This window comes from Arthrobacter sp. zg-Y179 (assembly GCF_020907345.1).
GTDB classification, from domain to species: Bacteria; Actinomycetota; Actinomycetes; order Actinomycetales; family Micrococcaceae; genus Arthrobacter_B; species Arthrobacter_B jinronghuae.
Window position 1 is genome coordinate 52,146 of record NZ_JAJJOB010000005.1, and the last position, 13,486, is coordinate 65,631.

At 64.6% G+C, this 13,486-nt stretch carries 12 protein-coding genes; 6 read left to right on the forward strand and 6 right to left on the reverse strand.

Annotation, left to right across the window (positions count from 1 at the left end):
• Nucleotides 1-3: 3 nt before the first annotated feature.
• The 6 genes from LOC56_RS03380 (at nucleotide 4) to LOC56_RS03405 (ending at nucleotide 6,575) form a co-directional block, all read left to right on the forward strand.
• On the forward strand, nucleotides 4-930 hold the full coding sequence (locus LOC56_RS03380; protein WP_229950477.1) for an AEC family transporter: 927 nt from the start codon (nucleotides 4-6) through the stop codon (nucleotides 928-930).
• Nucleotides 931-1,070: 140 nt separating this feature from the next.
• Complete coding sequence (locus tag LOC56_RS03385; RefSeq protein WP_229950479.1) at nucleotides 1,071-2,393, forward strand: extracellular solute-binding protein; 1,323 nt, start codon at nucleotides 1,071-1,073, stop codon at nucleotides 2,391-2,393.
• The gene (locus LOC56_RS03390) at nucleotides 2,390-3,352 is read left to right on the forward strand and encodes a carbohydrate ABC transporter permease (protein WP_229950481.1); all 963 of its coding nucleotides are present in this window, start codon (nucleotides 2,390-2,392) and stop codon (nucleotides 3,350-3,352) included. The genes LOC56_RS03385 and LOC56_RS03390 overlap by 4 nt, the downstream gene beginning before the upstream one ends.
• Nucleotides 3,353-4,195, forward strand: a complete 843-nt coding sequence (locus tag LOC56_RS03395; protein ID WP_229950482.1) for a carbohydrate ABC transporter permease — start codon at nucleotides 3,353-3,355, stop codon at nucleotides 4,193-4,195.
• Nucleotides 4,196-4,235: 40 nt separating this feature from the next.
• Nucleotides 4,236-5,495 carry an ABC transporter ATP-binding protein gene (locus tag LOC56_RS03400; protein WP_229950485.1) on the forward strand — a complete coding sequence of 420 codons (1,260 nt, stop codon included), beginning with the start codon at nucleotides 4,236-4,238 and terminating at the stop codon, nucleotides 5,493-5,495.
• Between the two features lie 102 nt (nucleotides 5,496-5,597).
• Nucleotides 5,598-6,575, forward strand: coding sequence for a hypothetical protein (locus tag LOC56_RS03405; RefSeq protein ID WP_229950487.1), 978 nt, complete (start codon nucleotides 5,598-5,600; stop codon nucleotides 6,573-6,575).
• A gap of 103 nt (nucleotides 6,576-6,678) precedes the next feature.
• Here the strand turns inward: LOC56_RS03405 and LOC56_RS03410 are convergent, their stop codons facing one another.
• The 6 genes from LOC56_RS03410 to rpmB form a co-directional block, all read right to left on the reverse strand.
• A complete protein-coding gene (locus LOC56_RS03410; protein WP_229950489.1) occupies nucleotides 6,679-8,637 on the reverse strand; it encodes an NHL domain-containing thioredoxin family protein in 1,959 nt (652 codons plus the stop codon).
• Nucleotides 8,637-10,847, reverse strand: coding sequence for a cytochrome c oxidase assembly protein (locus LOC56_RS03415; protein ID WP_442860060.1), 2,211 nt, complete (start codon nucleotides 10,845-10,847; stop codon nucleotides 8,637-8,639). Before LOC56_RS03415 ends, LOC56_RS03410 begins: the two co-directional genes overlap by 1 nt.
• Before the next feature lie 178 nt (nucleotides 10,848-11,025).
• Nucleotides 11,026-11,313: an HU family DNA-binding protein gene (locus LOC56_RS03420; protein WP_269436490.1), complete on the reverse strand. Its 288-nt coding sequence runs from the start codon at nucleotides 11,311-11,313 to the stop codon at nucleotides 11,026-11,028.
• Nucleotides 11,314-12,482: 1,169 nt separating this feature from the next.
• Entirely contained in the window at nucleotides 12,483-12,788 is a 306-nt protein-coding gene (gene rpsN, locus LOC56_RS03425; RefSeq protein ID WP_227919276.1) for a 30S ribosomal protein S14, read from the reverse strand.
• A gap of 2 nt (nucleotides 12,789-12,790) precedes the next feature.
• Entirely contained in the window at nucleotides 12,791-12,958 is a 168-nt protein-coding gene (gene rpmG / locus LOC56_RS03430; RefSeq protein ID WP_227919278.1) for a 50S ribosomal protein L33, read from the reverse strand.
• Nucleotides 12,958-13,194: a 50S ribosomal protein L28 gene (gene rpmB / locus LOC56_RS03435; protein ID WP_146360594.1), complete on the reverse strand. Its 237-nt coding sequence runs from the start codon at nucleotides 13,192-13,194 to the stop codon at nucleotides 12,958-12,960. Before rpmB ends, rpmG begins: the two co-directional genes overlap by 1 nt.
• Between the last annotated feature and the right edge of the window lie 292 nt (nucleotides 13,195-13,486).

The following is a 13,486-nucleotide window of genomic DNA, read 5'->3' on the forward strand; positions in this document are numbered from 1 at the left end:
CCGGTGCTGGGGGTACTCACCGGATTCGCCGTTGTCTGGATCATCATCCTCACCGGGTACGCCATCGGCCGGCTCGGCGTACTGGGGGAAAACGCCCAGAGCGTACTGAGCCGCCTGGCGTTCTTCGTTGCTTCGCCGGCGCTGCTGCTCATTACCCTCAGCGATGCCGACCTGCCCACGGTCTTCTCGTTTCCACTGCTGGTGGCCGCCGCCAGCGCCGGAGCCACGGCGGTCCTCTATGTGCTCGTTACCCGCTGGTGGCTGCGCCGCCCATTGCCGGAAATGCTTATTTCGGCCATGTCCTCGTCCCTGGTCAATGCCGCCAATCTTGGGCTGCCCATCTGCGTGTACGTCCTCGGGGACGCTGCCTATATCGCGCCCGTGCTGATTTTCCAGCTCGCATTCTTCACCCCGTTGTTCCTGATGATGATGGATTCGGCCACCAGCGGCCGGCGGACCTCAGTTCGGGTTTTTGCCGTGCAGGTGGTCCGCAACCCGATAATCGTCGGCTCCCTGATCGGCCTGCTGTTGGCTGCCACCGGCACACAGCTGCCCGAAATCATCCATGAACCGGTGTCACTGATCGGCGGTGCAGCGGTCCCCGCCATGCTGCTTGCCTTCGGGCTTTCACTGGTGGGGTCACGGCCCCTGAACGCCGACGGCGGCAGGCGGGCCGACGTCGTCCTCGCCTCTGCCTTCAAGCTCCTGGTCCAGCCGCTGCTGGCTTTCCTGCTGGCCCGCTTCATCCTTGGGATGGAAGGACACCTGCTTTTCGCCGTCGTCGTCACCGCAGCCCTTCCCACTGCACAGAATGTTTTCGTAGCCGCTGCCCGCTACGAAGAAGGCGTGCTGGTAGCCAAGGACACCGTGCTGCTCACCACCATTGCCTCGCTTCCCGTGTTGGTCCTGGCCGCTGCCCTGCTGACCTGAGGCAACACCCGGTTTGACCGGCATGGTTGTGGCATAAATTACGTTCAAGGCATATGGTCAAAGCGAAGGCCGCTTAGTGTGCGGTCCGTCTCATGCAATGCGGCAGGGGACGCTTACGACGAGGTGGAGGCACAGTACCGATGCCAAAGGACGCAAGATACTGGGGGCGTACCCGGAAAGGGGCACGGGCTGCTGCCGGCGTTGCTCTGGCCCTGGGCGCGACTCTCCTGACCGGCTGCGGAACCGATGAGGGCGCAGCACCCACATTGACCTGGTACATCAACCCGGATGCGGGCGGGCAGGCCGAACTCGCGAAACAGTGCAGCGACGCCTCCGGGGGCGCCTACACCATCGAGACCTCCCTGCTGCCAAACGATGCCGCCTCCCAGCGCGAACAGCTGGCCAGGCGCCTCGCGGCCGGGGACAAAAGCATGGACATCATGAGCCTGGATCCGCCCAACGTTCCCGAGTACGCGGAACCGGGCTACCTGGCGCCCGTCCCGGACGACGTCGCGGAGCGGACCACCGAGGGTGTGCTGGAAGGCGCCCTCGCGGGAGCCAAGTGGAAAGACGAAGTGGTGGCCGTTCCGTTCTGGGCCAACACGCAGATCCTCTGGTACCGCAAATCCGTTGCACAGGCCGCAGGTCTTGACATGACCCAGCCGGTGACCTGGGACAAGATCATCGATGCCGCGCAGAGCCAGGACAAGTACATCGGCGTGCAGGGCGCACGAGCCGAGTCCATGACCGTGTGGGTCAACGCCCTGGTGGCGTCGGCCGGCGGTGAAATTGTGGAGAACCCCGACGCACCGGCGGACGAGCTCCGGTTGGGACTCGATTCCGAGGCCGGAAAGCAGGCGGCGGAGGTTGTCTCCACGATCGGCAAGGAAGGCCTGGGCGGTCCCGGGCTGCCCACGCAGACGGAAAACACGTCCATGATCCAGTTCCAGGGCGACGAGGGATCGTTCATGGTCAACTACCCGTTCGTCTGGCCGGCCACCAATGCATCGGTCGAGGAAGGCGCGCTGCCTGAGTCCCTAATCGAGGACATTGGCTGGGCCCTGTATCCGGCCATGAACGAGGGCGAGGACACTGCTCCCCCGCTGGGCGGCATCAACCTCGGGGTGGGTTCCAACAGCCAGCACCCTGATCTGGCGTTCGAGGCCATCGAATGCATCGTCTCGCCCGAGAACCAGGCGCAGTACTTCACCACCAACGGCAACCCGCCGTCGAACGAAGAGGCCTACAACGCTCCGGGGATCGAAGAGACATTCCCGATGGCGCCGGTCATCCGGGACTCGCTGGAACTGGCCGTGCCGCGGCCGCAGACCCCGTACTACAACGAGATCTCCACCGGCATCCAGCAGACCTGGACTCCGCCGAGCGATGTCAACCCCGATACCACCCCGGCCGAGAGCCAGGAATTCATTCTCGAAGTCCTTAGAGGGGAGAAACTGCTGTGAGTACTTCCGTTGAAGCGGTCCGGGAAGCCCCGGCCAAGCCCACTCCGAACAAACAGCCCCTCAGCGACCGTGCCAAAGCGGAGCGGCGGCTCGGGTTCTGGCTGGCCGGGCCCGCCTTCATCATCATGCTGGCGGTCACCGCCTATCCGATCCTCCTGGCGCTCTGGGAATCGCTGTTCAAGTACCGCCTGACCGCTCCGGCGGACCGGGAGTTCGTGGGACTGGGCAATTACGCCACCATCCTTTCGGACGGCCTGTTCTGGCGGGACCTGGGTGTCACGGTGCTGATCACGGTCATCACCGTCGTCATTGAGCTGATCCTCGGCTTTGCCCTGGCCCTGGTGATGAACAGCGCGCTGAAGGCCGTCCGTGGGTGGCTGCGCACCGCGATCCTCGTGCCGTACGGCATCATCACCGTGGTTTCCGCCTTCGCCTGGTTCTATGCCTTCGACATCAACTCCGGGTACATCAACAGCTGGTTCAACTGGGTGCCCGGTATCGATTCGGACCTGAACTGGTTCGCCGACACCTGGACGGCACTGTCCGTCATCATGGCCTCGGAAATCTGGAAGACCACCCCGTTCATCTCCCTGCTGCTGCTGGCGGGCCTGGCCCAGGTTCCCGGCGAGCTGACCGAAGCGGCAGAGGTCGACGGCGCTTCCTGGTGGCAGCGGATGTCCAAGGTGATCATCCCGAACATGAAGGCCGCCATCATGGTCGCCGTCCTGTTCCGGGCACTGGACGCCTTCCGCATCTTCGACAACGTGTACATCATGACCAACGGCGCGTACGGCACCGAGGTGCTGTCGCTGCTGGCCTACCGGACCTCGATTACCCGCCTGGAAATCGGCATGGGCTCGGCCGTGTCGGTCCTGCTGTTCATCTGCGTCATCATCATCTGTTTCATCGCCATCAAACTGTTCAAAGTGGACCTTTCCGGCGCACGAGGGGGTAAATAAGTGAAGTCCTCACCTGCCAAACGGCGGACCGTTTGGACCATTGTTTCGATACTGGTCGTCCTCTACGCACTGTTCCCGGTGGCGTCGATCCTGGCCACCTCGTTCAAGTTGCCCAGCGACCTGACGTCGGGGACCTTCCTCCCGACCAACTGGTCATGGAGCAACTACGAGCAGATCCTGGTCGGCGACGCGCAGGGGCTGTTCCTGAGCAGCCTGCGCAACTCCATCGGTATCTGCCTGATCGCCACCTTCATCGCCGTCGTCCTGGCCACCCTGTGCGCCTACGCCATTGCCCGCCTGGACTTCCCGGGCAAGAAACTAGTGCTGACCACGGCACTGGGTGTCTCGATCTTCCCGGTGATCTCCATCGTGACCCCGCTGTTCAACCTCTGGCGCAACATCGGGCTCTACGACACGTGGCCGGGCCTCATCATCCCCTACCTGTCCCTTACCCTGCCGATCTCCATCTGGACCCTGGCGGCATTCTTCCGGCAGATCCCGTGGGAGCTGGAGCAGGCAGCCCAGGTTGACGGCGCCACCACATGGCAGGCGTTCCGGAAGGCCATTGTTCCGCTCGCTGCACCGGGCGTCTTCACCACCGCGATCATTGCGTTCTTCATCGCCTGGAATGACTTTGTGTACGGCATTTCGCTGACCTCCACCGAGGCGGCGCGGCCGGTTCCGGCAGCCCTGGCGTTCTTCACCGGCGCTTCACAGTTCGAGGAGCCCACGGGCGCCATCTCCGCCGCGGCGATCATCGTCACCATTCCCGTAGTTGTCCTGGTGCTCGCGTTCCAGCGCCAAATCGTCTCCGGCCTAACCCAGGGCGCCGTCAAGGGCTAGTTCCCCTCGGCACCCGGACTGAAGAAAAGGATCCCTAACCATGGCATCTATCACCCTCAACCACCTCGTCAAGAAGTACGGCGACGGTTTTCCGGCCGTCAACGATGTCAGCCTGGACATTGCCGACGGCGAGTTCATCATCCTGGTGGGCCCGTCTGGCTGCGGTAAATCCACGCTGCTGCGCATGATCGTAGGCCTGGAGGACATCACCTCCGGCGACCTGCTCATCAACGGAGAGCGCGTCAATGACAAGGCACCCCGCGACCGCAACCTCGCGATGGTGTTCCAGAACTATGCGCTCTACCCGCATCTCACGGTCTACGAGAACATCGCGTTCCCGCTGCGCCTGAACAAGGGAAAGTACAACGACGAGCAGGTCCGCAAGCTCGTGACCGACGCAGCCGCCACGTTGGAACTGACCGACCATCTGGACCGCAAGCCGGCCAACCTCTCGGGCGGCCAGCGGCAGCGGGTGGCCATGGGCCGCGCCATCGTCCGGCAGGCCGATGCGTTCCTCTTCGATGAGCCGCTTTCAAACCTGGATGCGAAGCTGCGCGGCCAGATGCGGGCGGAAATTGCGCAGATGCAGCGCCGTCTGGCCACCACCAGTGTCTACGTCACCCACGACCAGACCGAGGCCATGACGCTCGGTGACCGCGTGGCGGTGCTGAAGAAGGGCGTCCTGCAGCAGGTCGCCTCCCCGCGCGAGCTCTACGAACAGCCCATCAACCTGTTCGTGGCCGGCTTCATTGGATCCCCTTCCATGAACTTCCTGCCGGCAACGCTGGAGAACGGCGTGCTGAAGACCGCTGTCGGCGACATCCGCGTCCCCGAGGACAAGGCGGCCAAGGCGGCCGGAAAGCAGGTTGTCCTGGCGGGCATCCGCCCGGAGTTCTTCGAGGACGCCTCCCTGGTGGAGGAGAGCAAGCTGCAGCACGGTTCCACGTTCACGGCTCCGATCACGCACACGGAGTGGCTGGGCAACGAGCAGTACGGGTACATCCACTTCGATCCCACGCCCGAGGTGCGGGAGCTGCTGAACAACCTGGCCCGGGACATGGATGCCGACGAACTGCGCCCGCAGGTGGTGGTGACGCTCGACGCCGCCAGCCGGATCCGCGGCGGGCGCGACGCCGAGCTGTGGCTGGACACCCGCAAGGTGCACCTCTTCGACCCGGAAACCGGTGAAAACCTCACACGCGATGCCTCTGCCGGTGCCGAGCTGACCGAGGAAGCCAACGCTAACCGCGCCGAGGAGATCGCCGCTGCACACGAGGCCGTCCCGGCGGCAGCGTCCTAGCAGCAGGAAAACGGGTACGGCCCTCCCCAGGGCACCTGACACGAAGGCCGGAGCGGGAAACCGATCCGGCCTTCGTCCGTCCGGGCAGGTAACGTAAGAGCAGTGCAGGGAACATCACCGGTAATCAAGGCAGTAGCCGCCTGGCTGCTTGCCCTCATGCTCACCATCGCGGCCGCCGTCGTCGTGATCTACTTCGTTAACGCCAAGGCGTACGGCCCCGAGAAGCAAGTCGATAGCTATCTGCAGAAGCTGGCAGACGGCGAGGGCGAACAGGCGCTGGGGATGCTCAACGCGCAGGTCCCCGAGGCCAACGCCGCACTGCTGGACGGCGAAGCGCTCCGTGCCTCAGTGAAGGGGCAGCAGGTGCGCGAAATCGGCGACGCCGAGGAGATCGGCGGGAACCGCGCCGAGATTGCGGTGGACTACGCCTACGGCGAGGCCGAGGGAACAACCAGGTTCGTGCTGGAAAACACCGGCAAACACTGGCTCTTCTTTGACACCTGGGAATTCGTGCCGGCCACGCTGCCGACCGTGCAGGTCACCGCTCCGGCGCTGCGGGAAGCGACCCTCAACGGTGTCCGGGTAACGCTCCCGGACGGTGCCAATACGTTCGCTGCCTTCCCTGGCTCGCGGGTGGCGGCGTCCTATGACAGCCAGTACCTGGCCGCCTCGGAGCGGGAGATTGTGGTGTCCGACGACGCCGAACCGCAGCTCACCCTCGTGCCGGAGCCAACCAAGGAACTGGTTTCCAAGATTGATGCCGGTATCCGTGAGTTCCTCGACGGCTGCACGGCCGCCGACCGTCTGGCGCCTCCGGGCTGCCCGTTCTACCACCTCACCAACAACCGGGTGGACCAGCCGATCAGGTGGAGCATCACCGACTACCCGGACGTTGAACTGACGCAGGCGGAGGGCGCCTGGGTGCTCAGCCCGTTGAGCGGCACGGCGCAGGTCACCGCCACCCAGGTCGATCTCTTCAGCGGCGACAAGAGCCCGCTGGTGGCCGAGGAGTCCTTCACATTCAACGCCTCCCTCCGGGTGGACGGGGAAAACGTGACGCTGAGCCCGCAGGTCGACTAAGCAGCCCCTCAACAAAGCGCAGGCGGCGGCATGGAAATCCATGCCGCCGCCTGCGTCGTTAAGCAGATCCAGTCCGGGCTGCCCGGTCAGGGAAGAGCGGTGCTCAGTCCAGTCCCCGCAGGTCCAGGACCAGCTCGGACTCGCCGCCGGCCTGCAGCACCACGGGAATGCCCCAGTCCTGCTGGTACATGTGGCAGGCCGCGTGGTCAGGGATCTCCCCGCCCGGCTCCCCGTCGCAGGCAGCGGCACGGGCGGTGATGTGGAGTACTCCATCCGTCACCGTGTCGGAAAGCACGAGCTCACGGCTCAGGCCCGTAGCCGTGCCGCCGCCGGAAACAAGCAGCCCCTCCGGGGAAGCGGAGATTTTCAGCTGCGTGGGATCTCCCCAGCGGTCATCCAGCTTCTGGCCCTTGGGGGCGGCAAAGCGCACCGTCAGGGACATTGGACCGGCTTCCACCGCGGTCTTCGGCCGCTGCGTCTGCCGGGCGCCCTCATCCACGGACTGGGCTTCCTTCGGAATGGGCAGGCGGACCAGCTGGTGCCGGTTGGACTCGACCACAATCAGCAGCGGTTCGGCGGCGCTGTTGTCCACCAGCACGTCCGAAGGCTCGGAGAGTCCGCGGGCAAGGGTGGAGACGGTGCCCGTCACGGGATCGTAGCGCCGCACCGCACCGTTGTAGGTGTCCGCAACGGCCACGGAACCGTCCGGCAGCACCGCTACGCCCAGCGGGTGCTGCAGCCGGGCCACGGAGGAATCACCGTCGCGGAAGCCAAAGTCGAACAGGCCGGTGCCGACGGCGGTTTCCACTTGGACGCTTCCGCCGGTGCCGTCCAGGTTCAGCCTGCGCAGAGCGGAAGTTTCGGAATCGGCTACCCAGAGGTTGCCGTCGCCGTCTTCGGCGAGGCCGGAGGACTGGGCGAACCAGGCAGCGGAGGCTCCGCCGTCGAGCAGGCCTTCCAGTCCCGTGCCGGCCAGGACGGCCACGGCCCCGGTCACCGGATCGAAGCTGAAGATCTGGTGGGTTCCGGCCATGGCGATAACCAGCCGCTGCAGCTTCGAGGACCAGACCAGGTCCCACGGTGAGGACAGCGAAATGTTCAGCGGGTCGGCGCCCAGCAGATCGGAGGAATCGGAGGGTGCGCTGTCCCCGGCGGCTTCACCGGATCCGGCGGATGCCGCACCCGCCTTCGTCTGGTTCCCGGCGTCCAGCAGCCGCTGCACTCCGTTGCCGGCGATGGTCTGCACGGCACCCGTAGCGAGGTTCACCGAGCGCAGGCGGTGGTTGACCGTGTCCGCCACAACGACGTCGTACCCTGCCTTTTCCGCCACGTCGGCAGGCAGCAGGGCCACGCCCTGGGGTTCGTTGAAGCGTGCAGTACCGGCGTCGCCGTCCTGCCACCCCTTGGTGCCGTCGCCGATGGTCCGGCGGACGCCCGCCAGGTCCGCATCCAGCTCCACGAGGCGGTGGTGGCCCGTATCGGCAACCAGGAAGGTCCCGCCGGGCAGGGCGGTCACCTTTCCCGGGAACCGCAGGTCTCCGGCGGTGGGTTCTGCCGGCACGTAGGGACCGTCGCCGCGGTGCAGCGTCCCCTTGGCCTCGTGTTCCTCCACGAGCTCTGCCACAAGCGATTCCAGGCCCGCTGCGTGCCCTTCACCGGACAGGTGAGCCACGATGTACCCCTCGGGGTCCAGGACCACCAGGGTGGGCCAGGCGCGGGCGGTGTAGGCCTGCCAGGTGAGCAGCTCCGGATCGTCCAGCACGGGGTGGTGGATTTCGTAGCGCTCCACCGCGGCGGCCAGGGCCACCGGGTCCGCTTCGTGCTCGAACTTCGGGGAATGGACTCCCACCGTGACCAGCACGTCGGAGAACTTTTCCTCCAGGGGCCGAAGCTCGTCCAGCACGTGCAGGCAGTTGATGCAGCAGAAAGTCCAGAAATCCAGCAACACGATCTTGCCGCGGAGATCCTCCAGGTTCAGCTGCCGGCCGCCGGTGTTCAGCCAGTTGCGGCCCTCAAGCTCCGAGGCCCGCACCCGGTATCCGGCGCGCACGGTTTCAGTCATTAACGATCTCCTTGATCCGGGGTCCCGGCATCACGCTGTGCCAGGTTTGCAAACATGTTGTTGTAAGCAGTCAGATCGGCGTCATTATTCCGCTCTGCTGCGCGGTCCAGCCGCTTGGTTTCCCTGGCGTCGCTCTTGGACCACTGATAAGCCACCCCGATGGCCACGAACAGGGTCGGGATTTCACCGATGCCCCACATCAATGACCCGCCCAGCTGCTGGTCCGCCAGGGCAGACAGTCCCCATTCCCGGCCCATGTTCCCGAAGTAGGAGGCCTGGATCAATGCCGTTCCGCCCATCACGGCCACTCCGAAGAAGGCGTGGAAGGCCATGGTGGCGAGCAGGATCACCAGGCGCAGCGGGTACGGCGCACGGCCGGGCAGCGGATCGATCCCGATCATCGTCAGGATGAAGATGTAGCCGGTCAGCAGGAAGTGGACCACCATCAGTTCGTGCCCCACGTGCTCCCGCAGGGCCAGGCCGAAGAGGTCCGAATAGTAGAAGACCACGATGGAGCCGGCAAAGTTCACGGCGGCCACGACCGGGTTGGTGATGATCTTCGAGAAGCGTGAATGCACCCCGATGAGGATCCATTCCCGGATCCCGCGGGTGCCGTCGGTGCGGGGCGTCAGTGCCTTGAGTGCCAGGGTGACGGGTGCACCGAGCACGAGGAACAGCGGCACCACCATGGTCAAGGCCATGTGTGCCAGCATGTGCGTGCTGAACAGGACCATGCCGTAAATCTGCGGTGCGCCGCAGGTGATGTAGCCGAGGGCCAGCAGGCCAACCAGCCAGCAGGCCGTACGCCGGACCGGCCATTTGTCTCCCCGCCGGCGGAGCCGCACCGCGCCGATCAGATAGGACGTGGCCAGGGTCAGGATGACAGCCACCCAGAGCCAGTCCGGCCGCCACTCGGTGAGGTAGCGTTCCGGGGTCAGCTCCGGCGGGAGGTCATAGCCGGTAAGGATACGTGCCGGTGAGGCATCCTGGGGAAGCTCTTCGGAACGCGGCGGCGCGGTGCGCCCCAGGGCCACGGCCACGCCGGACACGGCGCCCATGACGGCCAGTTCCACGGCAATGAGCTGCCAGAGCACCCGTTGGGCCGACAGACCGCCGTTGGGGGCTGCGGCGCCGCCAGGCACCGGGGTGCGGGACGGGTGGGAACCGGCGAGACGCGGAATGATCCAGTTGCGGTGCATCAGCCCCAGGAGACCCAGAAGCAGCGTGAGCCCGGCTTTGGTGAGGACGAGGCCGCCCCACGGCGTCCCCAGCTGGTCCAGCGAATTGATCCGCAGGGACGCATTGACGACGCCGGAGAGGAACACCAGCGCGAAGGCGAAGCCGGCGAGGGCAGAGAACCGGGCAAGTACTACGCCGGTGATGGAGCCGAGCTGCCGGGATACCACGGCCAGGACAATGATTCCGCCGATCCACAGGCATACGCCCAGCAGGTGCAGTCCGATCGAGTTCACCGCGGCAGCATGATCGTCTCCGCCGGCGGAGTGGCCGATCAGGGCAGTGGGAAGCAGTGCGCCGACGGCAAGGACCAATGTGAAGGCCAGCATGCCGAGGGACCGCACACCGAAGGACAGTGCGGTGACGACGGCCGCGATGATGCTCACTGCCAGCCAGGCCCGTCCGGTGGAAAAGTCGGTCAGGAAGGACGCCAGGCCCGCCGTGTAGGTGGAGTCGGCGCTGAGCGGCAGCCCGGAAACATCGGAGTAGGTGAACACCATCACCGCCAGCGCGGAGAGGGTCCACGCGACCGCGGCAACCGAGGTCAGGGTCAGTGCACGGGTGAACGCCGGATGCTCGGGTTCAGCCGGTGCAGTCCGGCCGGACGCGTTTTTCCGCACGCGTCGGAAGTTGAGGTTCTTGGGCAGGATCGTCACGGCAAAAACCAGCGAGCCGATGACGGCAGCCATGGAAATGTTCTGCACGGCCTTTGCCGCCGGGAGTGCCCAGCGGGTCAGCGATCCGGGGTCTCCCAGCTGCGACGCTCCGGCGGCACCGGTGAAAAGCATGGCCGCTGCCAGGGCGATGAAGACGAGGGCGCCGGCAGCTGCAAGCCAGCCGGTGCGCACCGCGGGAACAGCGCTGCTGCTCTCCCGTGCAGAGCTTGGGTCGCCCCCGTTGCCGTGCTGCGGAAGCCGCGAACTGCCGGCGGGGCGGTCGGTCTGGGTTTTGACGGATTTTGGCACAGTACCCATTCTCTACCCGCTGTAAAAATAGGGCCAATCATTGTTGCGGCTATCAGGGGTTTGCAGCCGGTGCGGCCGCAGCGACATTGGGCTGCGCTCCCGGGGCTGCGCTTAAAAACACGGGAGGGCCGGCATCTCCGCGATGCCGGCCCTCTCAAATGCTGCGGCAGATTGCCGCGGTGTTCTGCTACTTCTTGGTGGAGACAGCAGCCTTCAGCTTGGAGCCGGCGGTCAGCTTGACGCTGTGGCCTGCCGGGATCTGAATGGTTTCGCCGGTCTGCGGGTTGCGGCCCGTACGTGCAGCGCGGTCGGTGCGCTCAACTGCCAGCCAGCCCGGGATGGTGATCTTCTCGCCCTTGGAAACGGAATCTACGAAGATGTCGAAGACGGCATCCAGCACGCCGTTGACTGCGGTCTGGCTGTTGCCGGACTTCTCTGCAACTGCGGCAACAAGTTCACTGCGGTTCATAGCCAATTTATGTCCTCCTGGACTCTGGGTAACTCGAGCGGATCGCGGATGCGAAACCGCCGCTGTTCGAAAACTTACCAGCTTGGACCCCCAACTCCGGCAAAAACCCCTGCATTTAGCGGATTTTTCCCGATAATCGGGGCGAAAAGTGGCTTTTTGCCCTCAATAACCAGTCAACTCGCTTGGAAGCTGGTCTCGTGATACGCGGTTGCCCTTCATACGAGGGACCGGGTCCCGGCACCCACTGAATCCGGGGCAGTAGTGGATCTGCTGACTTGTGGTGCGGGTTCAATGCAACCGGCGGGTGCGTCCCCCGCTGGCCCGCCTCCGGGCCCTTGTCCTCCCCCGCGGGTCTTGGTCCTCCGGGGCGGGTCTGGTCCTCCGGGCGGGCCGGAGTGGACGGCACCGGATGTCATGGGTGTCATGGGTCAGTTGCCCGGCAGGCGAACCGAATGATCACTGCGCCGTCGACGACAGACCGGGCCGCAGTTGTACAGATAACGGGCTTATCCGGCCCCGCCCCGCATCCGATGTACACGTAACGGGCCTATGCGGTCTCGCCCCGCATCCGATGTACACATAACGGGCTTCTCCGGCCCCAATAACCCCATTATCTGTACTATCAGCGCCGGTCCAGCCCGTCCGCACACCCGATGTACAGATAACGGGCCTATGCGGTCCCGCCCCGCACCCGATGTACAGATAACGGGCTCATCCGGCGCCCATAACCCCATTATCTGTACTATCGGCGCCGGTCCAGCCGACCCCGCATCCGATGTACAGATAACGGGCTTCTCCGGGCTGACCCCGCACCCGGTGTACAGATAACGGGCTTATCCGGCGCCCATAACCCCGTTATCTGCACACTAGATCGAGCAGCACCCAGGGCCGGACGGGATTGCGAGGTACCTCGGCACGGAATCCCGGCCGGTGGGGCTGGACCGGTGGAAGCGATCACCGTCGGAACAGGAGCACCAGTGGTGGGAATTCCTGCCCGTAGAGCGCCCCGGCCGACACAGCATCCCACAGTTTGGTGTCCCTGTTACTGGTGGGGTCACAGGAGCCACAGAAGTACCGGGGCGTGGGAAGACCTGCCAAGCCGGGCACCCTGGCCGGTTAACAGTAAGAAGGACGGCCCCATAAGGGACCGTCCTTCTTCAAGCGGTAGGCAGTGCTTACCAGCTGGACTTCTTGATACCCGGCAGTTCGCCTGCGTGGGCCATGTTGCGGAAACGCACACGCGAGATACCGAACTTCTGGAGGGTACCGCGGGGGCGACCGTCAATCTGGTCACGGTTGCGAAGGCGGACCGGGGAAGCGTTGCGCGGAAGCTTCTGCAGGCCGAGGCGTGCAGCTTCGCGGGCTTCGTCGGTAGCGTTAGCGTCGACCAGAGTCTTCTTCAGTTCGAGGCGCTTGGCAGCGTAGCGCTCAACAATAACCTTGCGCTGCTCGTTGCGGGCAATCTTGGACTTCTTTGCCATTCTTAGCGCTCCTCACGGAAATCGACGTGCTGGCGGATCTTGGGATCGTACTTCTTCAGAACCATACGATCCGGATCGTTGCGACGGTTCTTGCGAGTTACGTAGGTGTAGCCGGTGCCCGCAGTGGACTTCAGCTTGATGATCGGACGTACGTCCTTGTCCTTAGCCACTACAGCTTCACACCCTTCGCGATCAGGTCGGTAACAACAGCGTCGATGCCGCGGATGTCAATCGTCTTGATGCCGCGTGCAGAAACCTGCAGCGTCACGTTGCGGCGCAGGGACGGAACCCAGTAGCGCTTCTTCTGAATATTCGGGTCGAACCGACGCTTGTTGCGGCGGTGCGAGTGCGAAATGCTGTGACCAAAGCCGGGGATGGCTCCGGTTACCTGGCAGTAAGCTGCCATGATCTCTCCTCCAGTTGTAGTAAATATGACGGTCCTCAAAAAACAGACACAAGGCGGAAGCGCCTAAGCACCTGCCATAAAGAGCGTCCCGCCACCAGTTTTGACACCGTTATTACTGCGACTTTCCGGAGGTTAACCTGGCGGGGTGAGATCCAGCCGAAGTGCCTCGCCGCGGGGAAGACGGTGAAGTTCAGGCAGCCGAACGGGAGAACCCGGCTCGACAGCCTTCAATTCTAGGTTTATACGGGTGGCCGTGCAAATACTCCCCTGCCCGCGCAAAGCGGAACAGGTT

Excerpts from the sequence above, each read along its gene's own strand:
- LOC56_RS03385 (WP_229950479.1), top strand. The coding sequence starts at position 1,071 with ATGCCAAAGGACGCAAGATACTGGGGGCGTACCCGGAAAGGGGCACGG.
- LOC56_RS03400 (WP_229950485.1), top strand. The coding sequence starts at position 4,236 with ATGGCATCTATCACCCTCAACCACCTCGTCAAGAAGTACGGCGACGGT.
- LOC56_RS03410 (WP_229950489.1), bottom strand. The coding sequence starts at position 8,637 with ATGACTGAAACCGTGCGCGCCGGATACCGGGTGCGGGCCTCGGAGCTT.
- rpsN (WP_227919276.1), bottom strand. The coding sequence starts at position 12,788 with ATGGCAAAGAAGTCCAAGATTGCCCGCAACGAGCAGCGCAAGGTTATT.
- rpmB (WP_146360594.1), bottom strand. The coding sequence starts at position 13,194 with ATGGCAGCTTACTGCCAGGTAACCGGAGCCATCCCCGGCTTTGGTCAC.
- LOC56_RS03415 (WP_442860060.1), bottom strand. The coding sequence starts at position 10,847 with ATGGGTACTGTGCCAAAATCCGTCAAAACCCAGACCGACCGCCCCGCC.